At 73.0% G+C, this 18,339-nt stretch carries 15 protein-coding genes; 7 read left to right on the top strand and 8 right to left on the bottom strand.

Features of this window, described 5'->3' with window-relative positions; translation table 11 throughout:
* The first annotated feature begins 93 nt into the window (after nt 1-93).
* On the top strand, nt 94-747 hold the full coding sequence (locus tag ACZ51D_RS21960; protein WP_465621203.1) for a 4'-phosphopantetheinyl transferase family protein: 654 nt from the start codon (nt 94-96) through the stop codon (nt 745-747).
* Between the two features lie 45 nt (nt 748-792).
* Nucleotides 793-1,176: a barstar family protein gene (locus ACZ51D_RS21955; protein WP_465663323.1), complete on the top strand. Its 384-nt coding sequence runs from the start codon at nt 793-795 to the stop codon at nt 1,174-1,176.
* 33 nt (nt 1,177-1,209) lie between these two features.
* Here ACZ51D_RS21955 and ACZ51D_RS21950 read toward each other — a convergent pair whose 3' ends face one another.
* On the bottom strand, nt 1,210-2,025 hold the full coding sequence (locus ACZ51D_RS21950; protein ID WP_465663322.1) for a polysaccharide deacetylase family protein: 816 nt from the start codon (nt 2,023-2,025) through the stop codon (nt 1,210-1,212).
* Nucleotides 2,026-2,382: 357 nt separating this feature from the next.
* Between ACZ51D_RS21950 and ACZ51D_RS21945 the strand changes: the two genes are divergently transcribed.
* Together ACZ51D_RS21945 and ACZ51D_RS21940 are read left to right on the top strand one after the other, a co-directional pair.
* Nucleotides 2,383-3,960 carry a CehA/McbA family metallohydrolase gene (locus tag ACZ51D_RS21945; RefSeq protein WP_465621198.1) on the top strand — a complete coding sequence of 526 codons (1,578 nt, stop codon included), beginning with the start codon at nt 2,383-2,385 and terminating at the stop codon, nt 3,958-3,960.
* A gap of 324 nt (nt 3,961-4,284) precedes the next feature.
* A complete protein-coding gene (locus ACZ51D_RS21940) occupies nt 4,285-4,779 on the top strand; it encodes a hypothetical protein (RefSeq protein WP_465621196.1) in 495 nt (164 codons plus the stop codon).
* Between the two features lie 80 nt (nt 4,780-4,859).
* Here the strand turns inward: ACZ51D_RS21940 and ACZ51D_RS21935 are convergent, their stop codons facing one another.
* The gene (locus tag ACZ51D_RS21935) at nt 4,860-5,315 is read right to left on the bottom strand and encodes a DinB family protein (RefSeq protein WP_360509176.1); all 456 of its coding nucleotides are present in this window, start codon (nt 5,313-5,315) and stop codon (nt 4,860-4,862) included.
* 328 nt (nt 5,316-5,643) lie between these two features.
* On the opposite strand from ACZ51D_RS21935, the gene ACZ51D_RS21930 reads away from it, so the two are divergent.
* Nucleotides 5,644-6,519, top strand: coding sequence for a class I SAM-dependent methyltransferase (locus tag ACZ51D_RS21930; protein ID WP_465621194.1), 876 nt, complete (start codon nt 5,644-5,646; stop codon nt 6,517-6,519).
* A gap of 122 nt (nt 6,520-6,641) precedes the next feature.
* Here the strand turns inward: ACZ51D_RS21930 and ACZ51D_RS21925 are convergent, their stop codons facing one another.
* A complete protein-coding gene (locus ACZ51D_RS21925) occupies nt 6,642-7,400 on the bottom strand; it encodes a DeoR/GlpR family DNA-binding transcription regulator (RefSeq protein ID WP_465621192.1) in 759 nt (252 codons plus the stop codon).
* A 197-nt stretch (nt 7,401-7,597) separates the two neighbouring features.
* Here ACZ51D_RS21925 and nagA point away from each other — a divergent pair, with 197 nt between their 5' ends.
* Nucleotides 7,598-8,773 (top strand): N-acetylglucosamine-6-phosphate deacetylase, encoded by a 1,176-nt coding sequence (nagA, locus tag ACZ51D_RS21920; RefSeq protein ID WP_465663380.1) that lies wholly within the window; start codon nt 7,598-7,600, stop codon nt 8,771-8,773.
* Between the two features lie 116 nt (nt 8,774-8,889).
* Here nagA and ACZ51D_RS21915 read toward each other — a convergent pair whose 3' ends face one another.
* From ACZ51D_RS21915 to ACZ51D_RS21900, 4 genes are all read right to left on the bottom strand, one after another.
* Nucleotides 8,890-10,902, bottom strand: a complete 2,013-nt coding sequence (locus ACZ51D_RS21915) for a hypothetical protein (protein ID WP_465663321.1) — start codon at nt 10,900-10,902, stop codon at nt 8,890-8,892.
* Nucleotides 10,903-10,913: 11 nt separating this feature from the next.
* Nucleotides 10,914-11,780: a carbohydrate ABC transporter permease gene (locus tag ACZ51D_RS21910; protein ID WP_465626179.1), complete on the bottom strand. Its 867-nt coding sequence runs from the start codon at nt 11,778-11,780 to the stop codon at nt 10,914-10,916.
* A complete protein-coding gene (locus ACZ51D_RS21905) occupies nt 11,777-12,730 on the bottom strand; it encodes a carbohydrate ABC transporter permease (protein WP_465626177.1) in 954 nt (317 codons plus the stop codon). The genes ACZ51D_RS21910 and ACZ51D_RS21905 overlap by 4 nt, the downstream gene beginning before the upstream one ends.
* Nucleotides 12,731-12,823: 93 nt before the next feature.
* Nucleotides 12,824-14,131, bottom strand: a complete 1,308-nt coding sequence (locus ACZ51D_RS21900; protein WP_465663320.1) for an ABC transporter substrate-binding protein — start codon at nt 14,129-14,131, stop codon at nt 12,824-12,826.
* Nucleotides 14,132-14,341: 210 nt separating this feature from the next.
* On the opposite strand from ACZ51D_RS21900, the gene ACZ51D_RS21895 reads away from it, so the two are divergent.
* On the top strand, nt 14,342-15,574 hold the full coding sequence (locus ACZ51D_RS21895; protein WP_465626173.1) for an ROK family protein: 1,233 nt from the start codon (nt 14,342-14,344) through the stop codon (nt 15,572-15,574).
* A 183-nt stretch (nt 15,575-15,757) separates the two neighbouring features.
* Here the strand turns inward: ACZ51D_RS21895 and ACZ51D_RS21890 are convergent, their stop codons facing one another.
* Nucleotides 15,758-17,998 (bottom strand): RICIN domain-containing protein, encoded by a 2,241-nt coding sequence (locus ACZ51D_RS21890; protein WP_465663319.1) that lies wholly within the window; start codon nt 17,996-17,998, stop codon nt 15,758-15,760.
* Nucleotides 17,999-18,339: the final 341 nt, after the last annotated feature.

The raw sequence follows: 18,339 nt of genomic DNA, 5'->3' as shown, positions 1-18,339 counted from the left end.
AGCAGTCCCGGTTCCGCCCACCAAGATCCCCCGATCGGGTTACGCTCGTCCCGCGCGGCGACGACCCCGCGCGACCGACCGAGGGGGGAACGGGTGATCGGGGACCTGCTGCCGGACGTCGTGGCGACCGAGGTGGCGTACGACGACCCGCCGAAGGCCCGGCTGGAGCCGGCGGAGGAGGCGGTCATCGCCAAGGCCGTCGACAAGCGGCGCCGCGAGTTCACCACCGTCCGGCACTGCGCCCGGACCGCCCTCGCCCGGCTCGGCGTCCCCTACCGCCCGCTCGTCCCGGGCCTGCGCGGCGCGCCGAGCTGGCCGGACGGCGTGGTCGGCAGCCTCACCCACTGCGACGGCTTCCGCGGGGCGGCCGTGGCCCGGGCCGGCACCCTCGCCTCCGTCGGCATCGACGCCGAGCCCGCGCTGCCGCTGCCGGAAGGCGTCCTGGACGCCATAGCGCTGCCCGTCGAGCAGCGGCGACTCGCCGACCTGGCCGCCGCCCACCCGGGCACCCCGTGGGACCGGATGCTGTTCAGCGCCAAGGAGTCGGTGTACAAGGCGTGGTTCCCGCTGACCGGGCTCTTCCTGGAGTTCAGCGAGGCCGAGCTGGACCTCTCCCCCGACGGCACCTTCACCGCCCGCCTGCTGGTCCCCGGCCCGGTGGTCGGCGGGCGGCGGCTCGACGGCTTCGACGGCCGCTGGGCCGTCCGGGACGGGCTGATCGCCACCGCCATCGCCGTGGAGCCGTAACCCTTCGTCGACCGTCCGTTCACCACCCGGGCATATCCTCGACCCGTGACGGTGACTTACGTGATCGACGGCAGCAGGATCGGCACCCTGGAGGACTTCTGGGACGCCGTCGGGCAGGAGATCGGCGTGGACGGCTACTTCGGCCGCAACCTCGACGCCTTCGCCGACTGCCTGCGCGGCGGCTACGGCACGCCCGACGACGGGGACTGGGTCATCGAGTGGCGCGACCACGAGGTCTCCCGCCGCAACCTCGGCCACCCGGAGACCGCCCGCCAACTGGAGCTGCGGCTGGGCCGCTGCCACCCCACCAACCGCGAGGACGTCGCCGCCGAGCTGGCCGCCGCCCGGGCGGGCAAGGGGCCGACGGTCTTCGACTGGCTGGTGCGGATCATCGAGGAGGAGCACCCGGGCGGCCTGCGGCTCACGTAGCGCGGCCCGAGGCCCGAGTGCCGAGCGCCCGGCCTACAGCACGTCCGAGAGCCGGACGAACCGCCGCCCCGCCGCCAGCATCCCCGGCACCGCCGCCGCCACGCCGGGGGCGGTGCCGCCGCCGGGGTGGTTCAGGTGGCCGATCACGATCGCGCCCGGCGGTGCCGACCCGACCTCCTGCCGCACCTGGGAGGCGCTGAGCGTCGCGCCGCCGTCCCCGTTCACGGTGAAGCCGGCGACGCGCTCGCCCAGGTCGGCGACGACCCGGGTGGCGACGTCGTCGTAGTGCGCGGTGCCGGAGCGGAAGAAGCGGGGCGGGTGCCCGAGCAGGTCGGCGAGCTTCCGCGCGTTGCCCGCCACCTCGTCGTACACCGCGCCGACGTCGCGGGTGCCGGCGATGCCGTAGGCGGAGCGGCCGGTGACCGACAGCGGCCGGTGGACGGTGCCGTGGTTGCCGATCTCGAACAGCGGGTCGGCGGCGAGCTGCTCGAACTCGTCCGGGTTGGCGTCGATCCAGCGGGCGTTCAGGAAGAGCGTGGCCGGGACGGCGTTCGCGCGCAGGAAGCCGATCAGCTCGGCGTCGTAGCCGTTGCCGCCGGGGCCGCCGCAGGCATCGAAGGTGAGCGCCGTCGCGCGTTCGCCCTCGGGCAGCTCGGTGATCACCCCGGCGACCTCCAGCCCCCAGTCCGTCGGGGTCACGGCCCCGTACCGGTCGACGACCTCCGCCCGGGTCGGCTCCTTCGCCGGAGCCGGGGTCAGTGCCGGGGTCAGAGCCGGAGTCGGCGCGGGTGTGGGCGCATCGGTGGGCGTGGCGGTCGCGGCGGCCGTCGGCGCGGCGCCGGCCTCCACGGGTATGCCGCCCGCCGTGGCAGCCGCCGTCGCCGAAGCGGAGGCCGGACCTGAGACCTCCCCGGCGGGGGAGGTCGAGGCCGACCGCGTCCCGCACCCCGCCAGTACGCTTCCGGCCATTACCACGAGCAGCGTCCGCCGACTCACCGCCACGCCCGCCTCCCGACCCATCTGTACTCCTATCAACCGATTACATGACTATGAACCGACCATTCGTCACTCCCCGCAACTCGCCCCGGCCCCCGCCCGGCCCCTCTTCACCGACCCGCCCCGTCCCCGTGGGCCCCGACTCACCCCCGGTTCACTCACCCGGGTAGGCACGCGAGCGACCCGCCCCGCCCCGATCCGGAGACCTCGATGCCGACCGAACCCAGCACCCCGCACCCCGCCCGCCGCGACCTGCTCCGTACCGGCCTCGCCACCGGTGCCGCCACCGCACTCGGCCTCGCCACCACCACCGGCGAGGCCGTCGCCGCACCCGCCGCAGCCCCTACCGCAGCCCCCGACCGCACCCTCACCCTCACCGGCCATCTCGCCACCGGCGCCCCCGACTTCGTCTACCTCCCGGTCGAAGTCCCCGAAGGCGTCCGCGAGATGGCCGTCTCCTACAGCTACGACAAGCCTCCGGTCCCGGCCGGCACCCCAGGCAACTCCTGCGACATCGGCGTCTTCGACGAGCGCGGCACCGACCTCGGCGGCCCCGGCTTCCGCGGTTGGTCCGGCGGCTTCCGCACCGAGTTCAGCCTCTCCCGCTCCGCCGCCACGCCGGGCTACCTCCCCGGCCCGGTCAACCCCGGCACCTGGCACGTCGTCCTGGGCCCGTACCAGATCGCCCCGCAGGGTCTGGACTACCGCGTCCAGGTCACCCTCCGGTTCGGCGCGCCCGGGCCGCAGTTCACCCCGCACTACCCGGCAGAGCGGGCCCGCGGCCGCGGCCGGGCCTGGTACCGGGGCGACTGCCACCTGCACACCGTCCACTCCGACGGGCGGCGCCTGCCCGAGGAGGTCGCGACCGGGGCCCGCGCGGCCGGCCTGGACTTCATCGTCTCCACCGACCACAACACCAGTTCCTCGCACGCCGTCTGGGGCCCACTGGCCGGCCCGGACCTGCTGATCGTCCCGGGCGAGGAGATCACCACCCGCAATGGCCACTGGCTGGCCCTCGGCCTGGAAGGCGGGCAGTTCGTCGACTGGCGCTACCGCTCGCGCGACGAGGAGTTCCCGCGCTTCGTCCGCCAGGTCCACCGCTCCGGCGGCCTGGTCGTGCCCGCGCACCCGTACTGCCCGTACGTCGCCTGCCAGTGGAAGTTCGGCTACGAGCAGGCCGACGCCGTCGAGGTGTGGAACGGCCCCTGGACGTACGACGACGAGTCCGCTGTGGACACCTGGGACGGCCGGCTCGCCGTCGCCCTGCGCGAGGGCCGCTCCTGGCTGCCCGCCCTGGGCAACAGTGACGCACACAGCGAGCCGCAGGTGATCGGCTCCCCGCACAACGTGGTGCTGGCCGAGGACCTCACCCGGGACGCGATCCTCGACGGGCTGCGCGACGGGCGCAGCTGGCTCGCCGAATCCCGGGCCGTCCAACTGGAGTTCACCGTCACCGGGCACGGCCGCCAGGCGGGCATCGGCGAGGAGCTGACCGTCCCGGCCGACGCTCCGCTGGACGTCCGGCTCACCGTCTCCGGGGTGCCCGGCGGGACGGTCCGGCTGGTCACCGACGAGGGGCAGATGCACCAGGAGTCACTGCCCGCGGCCGGCTCCGGCACGGTGGTGTGGCGCACGACGGCCTCGCTCGCCGCGTACGTCCGGGCCGAGGTGCGCCATCCGAAGCCGGACGGCACGCCGGGCAGGGGCAACGCGATGGGCCCGGACCTGCCCTGGGGCCCGATGGCGGCGCTCACCAACCCGATCGTCCTGCGCGCCGAGGAGCACTGACCGCACCGACGGTCGCAGCCACCGGAGCAGCCACCGGAGCACCGGGGCAGGAGCACCGGCAGGGGCACCCGCGGGGGCACCGGAACGACGCGGGCGGGCCACCGCCCGGTCACCGGGCGGCCACCGAGCGCCCGCGGTGCCCGTCCGCGGACCGGGTGGGGGACGACTCGGGGCACCCGTTTGGACTAGGTTGATCTCCGAAACGCATCAGTCGTAGGGACGAGGCGGTCGGCTGTCCGGATATGGACCGACCAGCTCCTTCGCACTCCGACCGCCTCGCCCCGGCTACCCGACCGTCCCCGGCCCGCGAAGGGATCAGCAGCTGTGAACCGTACGACCGAAGGTGGGCCGGAGCTCGGGGGCGGCCGGGGCGCCGGGGGCGTCCTCGTCCTTGTCGACCCGTCCGTGGCCGGGAACAGCCCGGTCGCGGAGCTGCTCGCGCGGGAACTGCGCCTGAGCGTCCACCTGCGGACGGACGACTTCCTGCGGGTCATCCGCAGCGGCCGGCTCCCGCCCCACCTGCCGGAGGCCGGCCGCCAGAACGCCACCGCTCTGGCCGCCGCGGCCCAGGCCGCCTTCGCCTACGCCACCCGCGGCTACCAGGTCGTGGTGGAGTGCCCGGCCGTCCCGGCCGCACTGGACACCTTCCGCCGCGAGAGCCGCGCCACCGGCACCGCGCTCCACTACGTCGTCCTCCATGCCGGCCCGGCCCCGGACGACGCCCCGCACACCCTCGACACCAGCGACCTCACCGACGAGACTGCCGCCGAGACCGTGCTCACCGCCCTCACCCGCCGCACCCACCTCCTCGGCTGGTAGCGCCGCGCCCCGGGTGCCGGCGGCAGTCTCGGCTGGTAACGGCATCCCCGGCGGGTGGCGCCGTGCCCCGCGTGACTCCGCTACGCCCCCACCACCCCGTCGATCGCCTCCCGCAGGAAGTCGGCGTGCCCGTTGTGCCGGGCGTACTCGTGGATCAGGTGCAGCATCACCAGCCGCAGTGACACGTCGGCGTCCCATCGGGCCTGGTAGCCCGTGACGTCGAGGGTCTCGGCGGCGAGCTCGATGCGGCGGGAGTGCTCGACCTCGGCCTGCCAGCCGGCGAAGGCCTCGGCCCGGGTGGCGTCGGCGGCGTCGTACGAGGCCTGGTAGTCGCTGTCCGACCAGACCAGCGGGAGGTCCTCGCCGTTGATCACCCGGCGGAACCAGGTGCGCTCCACATCCGCCATGTGCCGCACCAGTCCGAGGAGGGACAGCGTGGACGGCGGGCTGGAGCGCTGCCGCAGCTGTTCGTCGCTCAGGCCCTCGCACTTCATGGCGAGGGTCGCCCGGTGGAAGTCCAGGAAGCCGCGCAGCATCTCGCGTTCTCCGCCGGTCAGCGGCGGTACGGGGCGTTCGTCGGGGGTCTTCACGGTGTCGTTCTCCTCATGTCTCGTCAAGATCGCGGGAATCCTCGCGGACTGTAGCGAACCCGGCGCCCGACCGGCAGGGATTTATCTCCCGCCGGTCACAGCCGACCCAACCGACCCAACCGACGCGGCTGCCCCGGCTCGACGAGCCGGCCGACCTCACCCGTCGCCGCCCCCGGTCGCGCGGCGGTGTTCCGAGCCCCCTCGGAACACCGCCGCGCCCCTTTCCCGCCAAGCACACCGGCCCATCACGTACCGTGTTCGGACCACCACCGGTTTGGGTACGTACCTCGGCGCGCCCGACGCCCGGGCGCCCACCGAGCAGGAGATCCAGCGGCCCATGGACCACAACCGCATCCCCCCGACCGTGCGCCAGACTTACGGCGCCGGCGATCTGTCCAAAGCCGCCAGTTTCGCAGGCGGATTCATCAACTTCGGCGACTGGCACGGCATCGACCTCACCGCTCCCACCCCCGAGGACCGGGTGCACAGCCAGGAGCAGCTCTACCGACGCGTCCTGGGGGCCTTCCCTGAGCCGCGCGAGCAGCAGCGCCTCGCCGAGGTCGGCTGCGGGCGCGGGCTGGGCGCCGCCCTCGCACTGCGCGAGTTCCGCTTCGCTGCCGTCACCGGCGTCGACATCCACCCCGACCAGGTCGAACGCGCCCGCGCCGTCAACGCCAAGGCCCTGGCCACCTATCCCGACCGGCTCGCCTACGCCCTCGGCTCGGCCGACGAACTCCCGTTCCCCGATTCCTTCCTGGACGGCCTGTACTCCGTCGAGGCCGCCCAGCACTTCCGCGAACTCACCGGCTTCGCCCACGAAGCCGCCCGCGTCCTGCGGCCAGGCGGCCGCCTCGTCGTCACCACCTTCTTCACCGCCCCCGGCCCCGACGCCGCCGAACGCCTGGCCATCCTCCTCGCCAGCTTCGCCGACGGACTGGACGTCGCCCACCCCCTCGACGCCTTCACCGACGACCTCGCGACGGCCGGCTTCTCCGAGGTCACCACCGAGTCGATCGGCGCCGACGTCTGGCCCGGCCTCGACCGCTACCTCACCGGCACCGTCCCCACCGCCCACTGGACCCGCAACTTCCTCCCCGCCTGGCGCGACGGCCTCCTCGACTACCACGTCGTCACCGCCGTCCGCTCCTGAACCGCACCCGCCCGTCACCGACACCCGGTGCGCCGCGACGGCTGCCCGGAGGGCTGCTCACGGTTCCGTGAGCAGCCCTCCGCGGTTTCCGGGCGCGCCCGGCCGGAACCCGGTGCGGTCGCTCAGGCTCGCCGCACCCGTACGCCGCAGTCGGCGATGGCCTTCTCCTGGGCATCGGAGAGCCCGGTGTCCGTCACCAGGTCGTGGACGTCGGCGAGCGGGCAGATCGAGGCGAAGGTGACCCGGCCGACCTTGGTCCGGTCGGCGAGCACGACCGTACGCGCGCTGCTGCGCAGGAACGCCCGGTCGGTCTGGGCCTCCATCTCGTCGTGGGTGGTGCAGCCCTCTTGGGCAGTGAGGCCGTCCACGCCGATGAAGGCGAGGTCGAGGTGGTAGCGCTGGAGCATGCTGTCCGCGGCCGGCCCGACCAGTTCGTAGCTGGCCGACCGGGCGATGCCGCCGATCACGACCAGCCGGATCTCCGGGCGCACGATCAGCTCGGCCGCGATGTTCACGGCGTTGGTGACCACGGTGAGGTTGCCCCGCTCGGCCAAGGCCTTGGCCAGCTCGGTGGTGGTCGTGCCGCCGGTCAGGCCCACCACGGCCCCGTCCGGCACCAGTTCGGCTGCCGCCCGGGCGATCCGGCGCTTCTCCTCCTGCTGCTTCTCACCGCGGTGCCGCAGGGGGACTTCCAGGTTCACCGCTCCCGTCACCGCCCCGCCCCGCGTGCGGTGCAGCAGGCCCTGATCGTGCAGCTCCTGTAGGTCCCGGCGCACGGTCGCGCCCGACACCCCGAGCAGCTCGGCGAGCGCGTGCACGTCGGCGCTTCCGGCCTCGGCGATGTGCGACAGGATCCGGGCGGCACGATCGGCTTTGAGCATGGACGGAGTGTAGGCCAGGCCCGTCAGCCGACCCAACGGGCAGCCCGCGTCCCCCGGTACCCCCGGTGGACCACCGCTCGGTAGAGCCTCCGGTACCGCCCCTCGGTGGCTTCAGAGGCATCGAGAATTCTGCTCAAAGATGACTACAATGTCGAGCATTCGATCAATTCCAAGCACCACCGGGGGCTGTGATCGTCGTGGACCGTGACCGTACTGCCCTGGCCGGCGCCCGCCTGGTCCTGCCCGGCGGCGTCGTCGAGGGCGACCGGCTGGCCGTCGAGGGCGACCGCATCGCGGCCATCGCGAGCGGTCAGCCCGAGCCCGGCGACCTCGACCTGACCGGACACACCGTCGTGCCCGGCTTCGTCGACCTGCACGTCCACGGCGGCGGCGGCGCCTCCTACGCCTCCGGCATCGCCGAGGAAGCCCTGACCGCCGCCCGGACCCACCTCGAACACGGCACCACCACCACGGTGGCCTCCACCGTCACCGGCGAGATCGACGACCTCGCCCGCCAGGCCGCCGTACTCTCCGAACTCGTCGAGGACGGCGTCCTGGCCGGCATCCACTTCGAGGGCCCCTTCATCTCCCACAACCGCTGCGGCGCCCACCGCCCCGACCTGCTGCGCGACCCCGACCCCGCCCTGGTCCGCAAACTCGTCGACGCCGCCCGCGGCCACACCGCGATGGTCACCCTCGCCCCCGAACTGCCCGGCGGCCTCGACTCCGTACGGATGCTCGCCGACCTCGGCGTGATCGCCGCCGTCGGCCACACCGACTCCGACTACGCCACCACCCTGAAAGCAATCGACGCCGGCGCCACCGTCGCCACCCACCTCTTCAACGCCATGCCCGGCATCGCCCACCGCGCCCCCGGCCCCATCGTCGCCCTCCTCGAGGACGAACGGGTCACCGTCGAACTCATCAACGACGGCGTCCACCTGCACCCCTCCGTCCTCGACCTCACCTACGGCACCGCCGGCCCCTCCCGCGTCGCCCTGATCACCGACGCCATGGGCGCCGCCGGCATGGGCGACGGCCTCTACCCCCTCGGCCCCCTCCAAGTCGAAGTCAAGGACGGCGTGGCGTTGCTTCCGGACGGCAGCTCCATCGCGGGCTCCACCCTCACCCTCGACCGGGTGTTCCGAAGAGCGCTCACCCTGGGGAAGCTGACCCTCGGCCAGACCGTCGAGTCGCTGTCCGCCACCCCGGCCCGGCTGCTCGGCCTGAGCGACTCCATCGGCACCCTCGAAGCAGGCAAGCTCGCCGACCTCGTCGTGGTCGACTCCGACAGCTTCGACCTGGTCGCCGTCATGCGCCGCGGCCGCTGGATCCTCGGCGGGGACAGGTTCCGCACGGTGACATCCGTCTGAGCCGCCCGTCTGAGCCATCGGTCTGAGCCGCCCGTCTGACCCGTCCGTCTGAGTCATCCGTCTGATCAGGCCGTCCGAGCCATCCGTCCGACAGGCCGTCGGCACGTACTCCGCCGCTACCGCCAGTCGACGAGCAGCCAACCGCGGTGCGGCAGGTCCCCGTCGATGTCGACGGTGCGGCCGGTCGCGGTGGCGGCGACGCTCTCCGGAGCGGCCAGCGGGCGGAGCAGGGTGGTCTCGGTGTGGACGGGGTCGCCGGGCAGGTGCACCCGGACCCGGGCCGGGTCCGCGCTGCCGTTGGCCACGGCGAGGCGCCAGCCGTCGTCCGTCCGGGCCAGCTGCGGGATCAGGTGGGGGCCGCCGCTGACCAGTGGCAGGGTGGGGCGGTCGCCCTCCAGGTAGCGGACCATGGCGTGCAGCAGCCGCTGGCCGTCGTCGTCGTAGGGCAGCAGTTCGACGGCGGTGGCGGCCAGGACGCCGACGCGGCCCCCGAGTTCGTTGGTGACGACGCACCGGCCGGTGCCCCACACCTGGTGGTCCGGGGTCAGGACCTCGGTCCAGCTCTCGGCGTCCGCGGCCGGCCGCAGCCGGGCGAGCGCCGGCTGCGCGTTGACGCTGAGGTAGGCACCGTGACTCGCACCGGCCCCCGGCACCGGGAGCACCCGCTCCAGCGCGTAGGGGCCCGGCTCGGCAACGCTCTCGCGGCCGCCCTCGCGCTGGGCGAGTTCGTCGACGGTGACGCCGATCAGGTGCCCGAATCCGCGTGCGCAGAGGATGCGCGCGGCGGTGCCGTCCAGCAGCAGGCCGCCGGTGAGCATCCGCCGGAGCTCGGCGTCGTCGTAGACCCGGGCGAGCCGGCCGAACAGGACGCGGACCGGGGCGTCCCCGGCGGTGACGGGGACGCCGTAGCGGAGCAGGAAGTCCGCTGCCGGGCCCGGGTCCACGGCCAGGTCGGCGAGGTCGCCGCCCCGGTCGGTGCGCACCCGGGCGGCGGCGTCCTGGCGCACCGGGAGCGCCACGCCGTGGGTGACCGGCCGGCCCGGGACGCGTTCGGCGACGAGGTCGAGCGCGGGCCGGGAGCGGCGCAGCAGTTCGGCGACGCGGGGGAAGCGCTGGGCGCGGCCGGACTGCATCGGGTGGACGTTGAGGAACAGGGCGTCCGAGCCGGCGAGTTGGGCGGTGACCAGTTCGGACCAGGTCTGGGTGTCGGACTTGGACCACGCGGTGTGCGGCCAGTTCTCGATCTCCGGTTCGCTGCGCACGTACGGCGGCCGCAGGGCCCGTTGGACCTCCAGCATCCAGACGGAGAAGCTGAGTTCGCGGCCCGGGGCGTCGCCGTAGCGGGCGAAGTGGGGCCGGTGGGTGACCTGTCCGTCGATGGCGAGCGCGTCGAAGAGGGCGGGCCAGTCGCGGCCCTCGACGGCGTGGACGCCGGGCTCGGAACTCATCAGGCCGAGCCCGGTACGGCCGCCGGACCGCTCGGAGACGGCCGCCGCGATCGCCGAGGCGACCTCCAGTTGGGCGGTGCGCCAGACCTGTTGCAGGAGTGCGCGCCAGGGGTGGGGCGCGCCGGGGGCGGTCACGGCCGCGACGAGCTGTTCCCGGGTCGCCCGCTCCCCCGCCAGGTCGGCGAACCGGTCGAGCATCAGGGGTTCGAAGCCGCCGCCCCAGGGCAGCGGGGCGTGGTTGTGGTAGCGGAAGTCGTCCTCCAGCCACAGCACTCGCAGGTCCAGGTCGGCGAAGCGGGCGTAGTGGGCGGTGATCCAGGAGCGGAAGCGCGGGCAGGCGAAGGACGCCTGCGCGGTGGCCACCGTGCCGTCCGGGCCGACCATGGGCGCGAATCCCAGGCGGTCGACGCGGCCGCGGTCCGCGTGGCCGGCGGTCACCCAGGGGTTGAGGCTGACGTCGAGCCCGGCCGTCCGCAGGACCGTGGCCGCGGCGGAGGCGGTGTCGTACCAGCGGTCCTCGGCGGCGCCGTAGGGGTGCCCGGCGTGGAACTCCTCCGCTCCGAGGAGGAGGACGACCTCGTCGACGCCGGCGTCCCGGCAGAACTCGGCCAGTTCGGCGGCCCGTTCGGCGGCGTCCGGGGTCGGGTGGAGCTGGAACCGCAGGTGGTACCTCGCGGGCACGCGAGGCCTCCTCACTTGGTGCTGCCGGCGGTGAGGCCGGAGCGCCAGAAGCGTTGCAGGGACAGGAAGAGGACGACCAGCGGGACGGCGGAGACCATGGCCGCGGTGATCACGATGTTCAGCGGCGGCGCGCCGGGTCCGAGCGCCCGCTGGGCCTGCCAGCCGACGACGCCGACGGTGACCGGCTGGAGGTGGTCGTCGGCCAGCATCAGGACGGGCAGCAGGTAGTTGGTCCAGATGGAGACGAACTGGAACAGGAAGACGGTGACCAGCGCCGGGGACATCACCCGCAGCGCGATGGTGGCGAAGATCCGCAGTTCGCCGGCTCCGTCGATCCGTCCGGCCTCGATGATCTCGTCGGGGACGGAGGCGGCGGCGTAGACGCGGGCGAGGTAGACGCCGAAGGGGCTGACCATGCTGGGCAGCAGGACCGCCCAGTGGGTGTTGACCAGGTGGAGCCGGGAGAAGAGCAGGTAGAGCGGCACGGCCAGCAGCGGCTGCGGGACGAGTACGGCGGCGAGGACACCGTTGAAGGTGAGTTCCCGCCCGCGGAACCGGTACTTGGCCAGCGCGTAGCCCGCCATGGCGGAGAAGAGGGTGCTGATCCCCGCGCCGCCGACCGCGTAGAGGGCGCTGTTGCCCAGCCACTGCCAGTAGATGCCGTCCTGGCGGGTGAACACCTGGCCGAGGTTGTCGAAGAGGGCGAAGTCACCGAACCAGAAGCCGTTCCCGGAGAAGAGGCCGCTGCTGGTCTTCGTCGAGGCGACGAGCAGCCACCACACGGGGGCCAGGAAGTAGACGGAGGCGATGAGCAGGACGCCCAGGACGAGCCAGCGGGAGGCCGGCGGGTGCGTGCGGGGGGTGGACGGTGTGCTCACAGGGCGGCTCCGCGGCGCTGGACGAGCTTGAGGAAGCCGAAGGAGAGCACGAACGCCAGCAGCGCGAGCAGGACGGACTCGGTGGCGGCCATGGTGAAGTTGTCGGCGTCCACGGCGTTGTAGGCGGCGTAGATCGGGGTGTAGGTGCTGCTCAGGTTCGGCGCCACGTTGTGCAGGATGGCCGGCTCGTTGTAGAGCTGGGCGGTGCCGATGATGGAGAACACCGTGGTGAGCACGAGGGCCGGGCGGATCATCGGCACCTTGATGCGCCAGGCGATGCCGATGGCCGAGCAGCCGTCCATGACGGCGGCCTCGCCGAGTTCCGCCGGGATGGACTGCAGGGCGGAGTAGATGATCAGCATGTTGTAGCCGGTCCACCCCCAGGTCAGCATGTTGCCGATGGTCGGGCCGAGCATGGCGTCGGAGGTCAGGCTCAGGTGGAGGCCGAGGTGTTCGGCGGCTGCGGTGATCGGGCTGAGTCCGGGGGCCACCAGGTACGACCACATGATCGCGCCGACCACGCCGGGCAGGGCGTAGGGCAGGAAGAACGCCAGCCGGAAGAACCGCTTGAACATGGTCGACCTGGCGTCCAGGAGGAGCGCCAGGACCAGGGCCAGCAGCAGCATCAGCGGCACCTGGACGACACCGATCAGCAGCACCCGCAGCAGCGAGGCGCGGAACTCCGGGTCGCCCAGCGCGGTGGTGTAGTTGCCGAGGCCGGCGAACACCTGCGTGGGTGCCGAGAGGCCGAGGCCGGAGCGGCGCATCCGGTACAGGCTCTGGTGGACGGTGTAGCCGATGGGTGCCAGGTACAGGGCCGTGAACAGCAGCAGGAAGGGGGCCAGGAACAGGGCGGCGGTCCGGCCCCGGCCGCGTGGGCGGCGGGCGGGCCGGGCCGGCCGTTCCGGCGGGGCCTGCGGTGCTGTCCGCCCGGCGGGGGCGGTGGTCATGCGTGTTGCCTCTCCTCGGTCTGACCGGATGGTGCGGAGCCGTCATTCCGGACCCGCACCCGTGGGGGTGGTGCGGGGCCGGCCGGCGGGGCGTCAGCCGGAGACGGCCAGGCCCTGCTGCTTCATGCCGGCCACGGTCTTGCGCTGCACGTCGGCGAGCACGCTCGGCAGGGTGGCGCCGCCGGTGCCGGCCTTGCCGAGCCCGTCGCCGAGGTCGGTGGAGGTCTGCGTCATGGTGGGGCCCCACTGCCAGTCGGTGGCGATGTGGGCGCTCTCGGTCTTGAAGACGTCGAAGATCACCTGGCCGCCGTAGAACGGGTCGGGTTGGGTGAGCGCGGGGTTGGTCAGGCCCGAGGTCGCGGCCGGGTAGATGCCGGTGACCTTGATCAGGGTGCCGACGCTGTCGGGGTCGGTGCTCATCCAGGCGGCGAACTCGGCGGCCTCCTTGGCGTGGGCGCAGCCCTTGAGGACGGCGGTGGCCGAGCCGCCGTCGTTGCCGTAGACCGGGTCGGCGGCGTCCCAGACCGGCATCGGGGCGACCGCCCACTGGCCGGCGCCGCTCTTGACGCTGCTCGCGAGGGTCGGGGCGTTCCAGACCGCGTTGACGTCGGTCAGGACCTTGCCGTCCGTCAGGTCGGCGTAGAGCGACGGGTCGTAGCTCGGATCGGCCTTGAGGAGCTTCCTGTCCAGCAGGCCCTGCCAGAATCCGGCCACCTTCGTGCCGGCCTCGCCGGCGAGGCTCACCTGCCAGGTGTCGTTGCCGGTGCCGAACCACTTGGCGCCCGCCTGCCAGGCGAGCCCGGCGTAGTTGTAGGCGTCGTTGCCGAAGTTGCCGAGGTAGACGGTCGGGTCGGCGGCGTGCACCGTGGCGGCGTCGGCCGCGTACTCCTCCCAGGTGGCCGGCGGGGTGGTGATGCCGTACTTGGCGAAGAGGTCCTTGCGGTAGTACAGCGCCATCGGCGCGGTGTCCACGGGGATGCCGTAGGTCTGCCCGCCGATGGTGACCTGCTTCCAGGTCCAGTCGGCGAACTTCGCCTTGGCGTCGGCGGTGTACTTGGTGATGTCGGTGAGGGCGCCGGCGGCGGCGAAGCTGGGCAGCGTCTCGTAGCCGACCTGGGCCAGGCAGGGGGCGTTGCCGGCCTTCGCGGCGGTGAGCATCTTGGTGTAGCCGCCCTTGGAGCCGGAGGCGGTCTTGCCGAAGGTCACCTGGATGTCCGGGTGGGTCCGGTTGAACGCCTCCACGACCTGGTCGTATCCGGGGGCCCAGCCCCAGAGCTCCAGCTTCACGGGCCCCCCGGCGGAGCCCGTCGATCCCTGGTCACCACTGGACGAGCAGCCGACCAGGACGGTCGATGCGGTGACGACGGCTATCGCGGCGAGGGTGGTTGTTCCGGCCTTCACGTGCGTCTCCTCGGTTGGGGGACCGGGCGGTGCATAATTCGTTCGGTTATTGTTTGAACTAACCCTGCTAAAGTCAAGAGCGGTGGCGGACCGGCCGCAGCAGCCCGCGCCACGAGTCGGGGAGCACCGCACGGCCGGCCCGGGGATGACGCGCGAGAGGAGAGGGCAATCAGCTCAGCACTGGAGGGCACCGGCGTACGGAACCTGGCGATGGCGGGACCGGCCGTCGCCCGCGACCGCTCCTCCGCCCGGCGGGCCAACCTGGGCATGGTCCTGCGACTCCTGCGCGACGACGGCCCGCGCAGCCGCAGCCGGATCGCCGAGGACACCGGCCTGCCCAAGGCGACCGTGTCCAACCTGACCGCGGAACTCCTCGACGGCGGCCTGATCCGCGAGGGCGAGGCCGAACGGGACCGGGGCACGGTCGGTCGGCCGGGACAGGCCGTGGAGATCGACGGCACCGGCGTCCACGGCATCGGCGCCGAGATCAACGTGGACTACGTCGGCCTGCTCGCCCTCAACCTCAAGGGCGAGGTGACCGCCGAGGAACGGATCCCGTTCGACGTACGGGCCGCCGGCCCCGGCGCCGTCCTCGACACCACCGCCCAGCTGATCACCCGGGGCATCGACCGGCTCCGCCGCGACGGCGGGCACATCGTCGGGGTGACGCTGGCGACGCCGGGCACCGTCAGGCTCGCCACCGGCACCGTCACCTACGCCTCCAACATCGGCTGGAGCGACGTGCCGGCGATCGCCGGCCTGCGCGAGCGGCTCGGCCCCACCGCCCCGGAGCTGCACCTGGAGAACGACGCCAAGCTCGGCGCCCTGGCCGAGTACGTCCGGGCGTCCGCCGACGACGTCCGCGACCTCGTCTACGTCACCGGCCAGACCGGCGTCGGCGTCGGCATCATCGCGGGCGGACAGCTCCTGCGCGGCACGGGCGGCTACGCGGGCGAGGTCGGCCACCTCCAGCTGGTGCCCTCCGACCGGCTCTGCACCTGCGGGCGGCGCGGCTGCTGGGAGACCACCGTGGGCCGCGGGGCCCTGCTGCGCTACGCCGCCGACCCCGGCGACATGGTCTGGGACCCGATGGTGGACCTGGAACGGCGCCTCACCGAACTGCGCGACCGCGCGCGGGCCGGGGACGCCCGCACACTGGACGCGCTGCGGCGCATCGCCGACAACCTCGCCCCCGGCATCGCGCTCCTCGCCGACATCCTCAACCCCCGACTGGTCGTGCTCGGCGGCCACTTCGCGTTCTTCGGCGAGTACCTGATCGACAGCGTGACCGACCAGGTCCGCGAGCGCGTGATGGCACCGGACTCGGGCGGCTCCGAGATCCTCCTGTCCCGGATCGGCCTGACCGGCACCATGCGCGGAGCCGCCCTGCTCGCCCTCGACGCCGTCTACCAGGACCCGACGCGAGCGATGAGCCGCGACTGAGCCGGCCCGGCAGCCCACGGGTCAGCCATAGTTCGACTCCCCGCCACAGTTCGACCCCGAGCATCGTTCGACTCCCGACCGAATCAATACCCCATCGGCACGCGCCACGTACGCGCAGGGCCCGCGGAGCGCCTCCGCGGGCCCTGCGCGTCACGGCCTGACGGCCGTCACGGTCCGGTCAGCTCAGCCGATGACCCAGTGCTGGAGGGCGGAGCCGGTGTCGGGCTGCTGGGTGACCGGCGCGCCGACGCTCTTCGACGCGGTGGTGAGCAGCAGCCCGCTCTGCTGCGAGGCGAGCGTGTAGCCGCCCGCCACCGGGGTGGCGATCCACCGCTGGTTGGCGCCGCCGGTGCAGGCCCACTGGATCACCTGGGCGCCGGCCGAGGTCGAGCCGCCGCTGACGTCCATGCACAGCTTCGACTCGGCGTTCGCGATCCGGTAGCTGCCGTCGGGCTGCCGGGTGAAGACCCAGCTCTGGTTCGCGCCGCCGTTGGGGGTCCAGGTGACGAGCTGGGTGCCCTGGCCGGTGGAGTGGCCGGGATCGTCCAGCGCCTTGCCCGAGGCCACCACCGTGCGGGGACCGTCGAGTGCGGCCGCTCCGTCGGGCGTGAGCGTCAGGGTCTGCTCGGCCGCGGTCCGCGCGCCGCCCACGGTACTTCCGGTGGTGTCCGTCCAACTCCGGGCCGGGGTGGTCTCGGTGAGCCGGCCGGCGTTCGCGGACAGGCCGAGCGCGAGGCCGCTGTAACGGTTCACGATCCGCAGCGAACCGGTCCTCGTGCCGTCGGCCGCCGTACCGGGAAGGAGGAACCACTGCTGACCGACGGTCGGCCCGCCCGCCGGAGCCGGACCGGTGGTGGGGCGGGCGCCCCAGGCGCGGCCGCCGACCGCCGAGGAATCGACGCCGAGCAGCTGCCCGGTGGCGGAGTTGGCGATCCGGTAGGAGCCGTCACCGTTGGCGGCGAAGGCCCAGGACTCCCGAGCGGAGCCGGTCGGCGCCGCCACCGAGGTGGTGGCCGAGCCCCCGGCGAGCTGGGCGAGCACCCGGCCGTCGCCGTTGGCGATCCGGTACGTCCTGCTCACGTCGACAGGAGGCGTCGCGGGCGTCGAGGAGTCGATGGTGACGTTCACGTACTCGCCGGACGCGCCGCCGGAGCACCCGAACGCGCAGTAGGTGCGGAAGGTGCGGCCGACGATCGCGGAGCCGGTGCGATTGGCGCCGTCGAGGAACCAGCGGTACCAGGAGGCGGTGTGGTAGCTCCCGCTGTCGCCGATCGGGACCCACTTCTGGGTGGAGAGGTCCGCGGTGGCGTAGTAGCGCTGGGGCGCGTTGCCGCTCTGGTCGACGGCCTGCGGCTCGCCGATGTACAGCCCGAGATGGGCGTCGTAGGTCACGTCCATGACGAACAGGGGCGAGGTCGGGGGCATCTTCCCGGCCGCGACCTGCTGGTCCGCGGTCCCCGTGGTGGCCGGGTCGTACTCCCCCGCCACCGGGGTGTAGCCGGCGGGGTTCGCGGAGTCGGCCGGCACCATGTTGCTCTCCCGGCCGCCCCGGCCGGGCTGGGACCAGGCGCCGTCGTACCACTTCTGCCAGGAGCCGGGGGCCATCTTGGCGGAGATCGGCGCGCGGGCGACGTGCTCGTGGAAGGCCTTCCAGCCGCCGCTCTTGTCCACGACGCGCGAGCCGTAGAACACGTAGAAGTACCCGGACGCGGCATCCACGAGCAGCCGCTGGTCGCCGTCGCCGTAGGAGTACGTCTGGTTCGGGAACTGGGCGGTGTCGCCCCGCTTCGTGCTGTACGGCGAGGTGATGGCGTGGTCCCTGATGCTCCAGGTCCGACCCTGGTCGGTGGAGACCGCGTAGTCGATCGCGTCGTAGTGGAGTCCGTCGCCGAACGGCTGCGGGGTGAACTCGTTGTGCACCAGCCCGTACCAGTCACCGGTGTCGGGATCGACCCAGACCCCGGACAGGTCGCAGTAGTTCTTCTGCGCGTACCCGCTGGTGCCGCCGGCGAACGTCGCCTCGCGGCCCGTGGGGCTGTTGTTGCAGCGCGCGGTCGTGTCGTTGTTCCGGTCGGTGGCGTCGGCCGGGTTCACGGCGTCGCTGATGGCACCGGAGCGGGTGGCGGTGTCGAAGTCGCTCCCGGTGAAGAAGTCCCAGTAGCGCGGGTCGTTCTTGCCGTAGAGCGCGGCCGACTGCTGGAAGTAGAAGGTGCCGTCCTTGTCGACGTACGGGACGGCCGGGGTGTCGGTCGGGTGCGGGTAGGGGGTCGGCGCTCCGACGCTCACCGTGTAGGTCGCGGTCGCGGTCGCGGAGGCATCGGCCGAGGCCGCGGCCCCGGCTCCGGCCGGAAGGACGGCGGGGGCCAGCAGCGCGGCTGCGGCTGTCAGTGCGACGGCGAGCCTTCGGGGTGGGGGAAGGGACACGGGTACTCCTTTGCGGGGCACCTATCGGTGCTGCCGTGGGGGAACGGAGCCCGAGCGCGACGCGCCGGCACGAGTCACGACGGACCGGGGCCGTGTGCGCGCGAGGCTGTATCGAGACTGGGTCGATTTTGATTCACTCTGACCACTATCGCTCAACTTCGAGCAAAGGGTTGCAGAGCACTTCGGGGAAGTCAAGACCTCCAAAGCGCCCTGCCGCGACCGCTCACAGCCACTCAAATCCGGCAGAACCAGGCACGATCCGGCCATCGGACCCCGCCGACCCCAGGGGCCACGGTTGAGCATTTTCGAACGTCCCCGGTGATCAAAGCTCAGCCCGTTGA

The organism is Kitasatospora sp. NPDC033851 (assembly GCF_055576085.1).
This window is presented reverse-complemented; position numbering and strand designations above follow the sequence as displayed.

Excerpts from the sequence above, each read along its gene's own strand:
- ACZ51D_RS21905 (WP_465626177.1), bottom strand. The coding sequence starts at position 12,730 with ATGACCACCGCCCCCGCCGGGCGGACAGCACCGCAGGCCCCGCCGGAA.
- ACZ51D_RS21925 (WP_465621192.1), bottom strand. The coding sequence starts at position 7,400 with ATGCTCAAAGCCGATCGTGCCGCCCGGATCCTGTCGCACATCGCCGAG.
- ACZ51D_RS21935 (WP_360509176.1), bottom strand. The coding sequence starts at position 5,315 with ATGCTGCGCGGCTTCCTGGACTTCCACCGGGCGACCCTCGCCATGAAG.
- ACZ51D_RS21945 (WP_465621198.1), top strand. The coding sequence starts at position 2,383 with ATGCCGACCGAACCCAGCACCCCGCACCCCGCCCGCCGCGACCTGCTC.
- ACZ51D_RS21895 (WP_465626173.1), top strand. The coding sequence starts at position 14,342 with ATGGCGGGACCGGCCGTCGCCCGCGACCGCTCCTCCGCCCGGCGGGCC.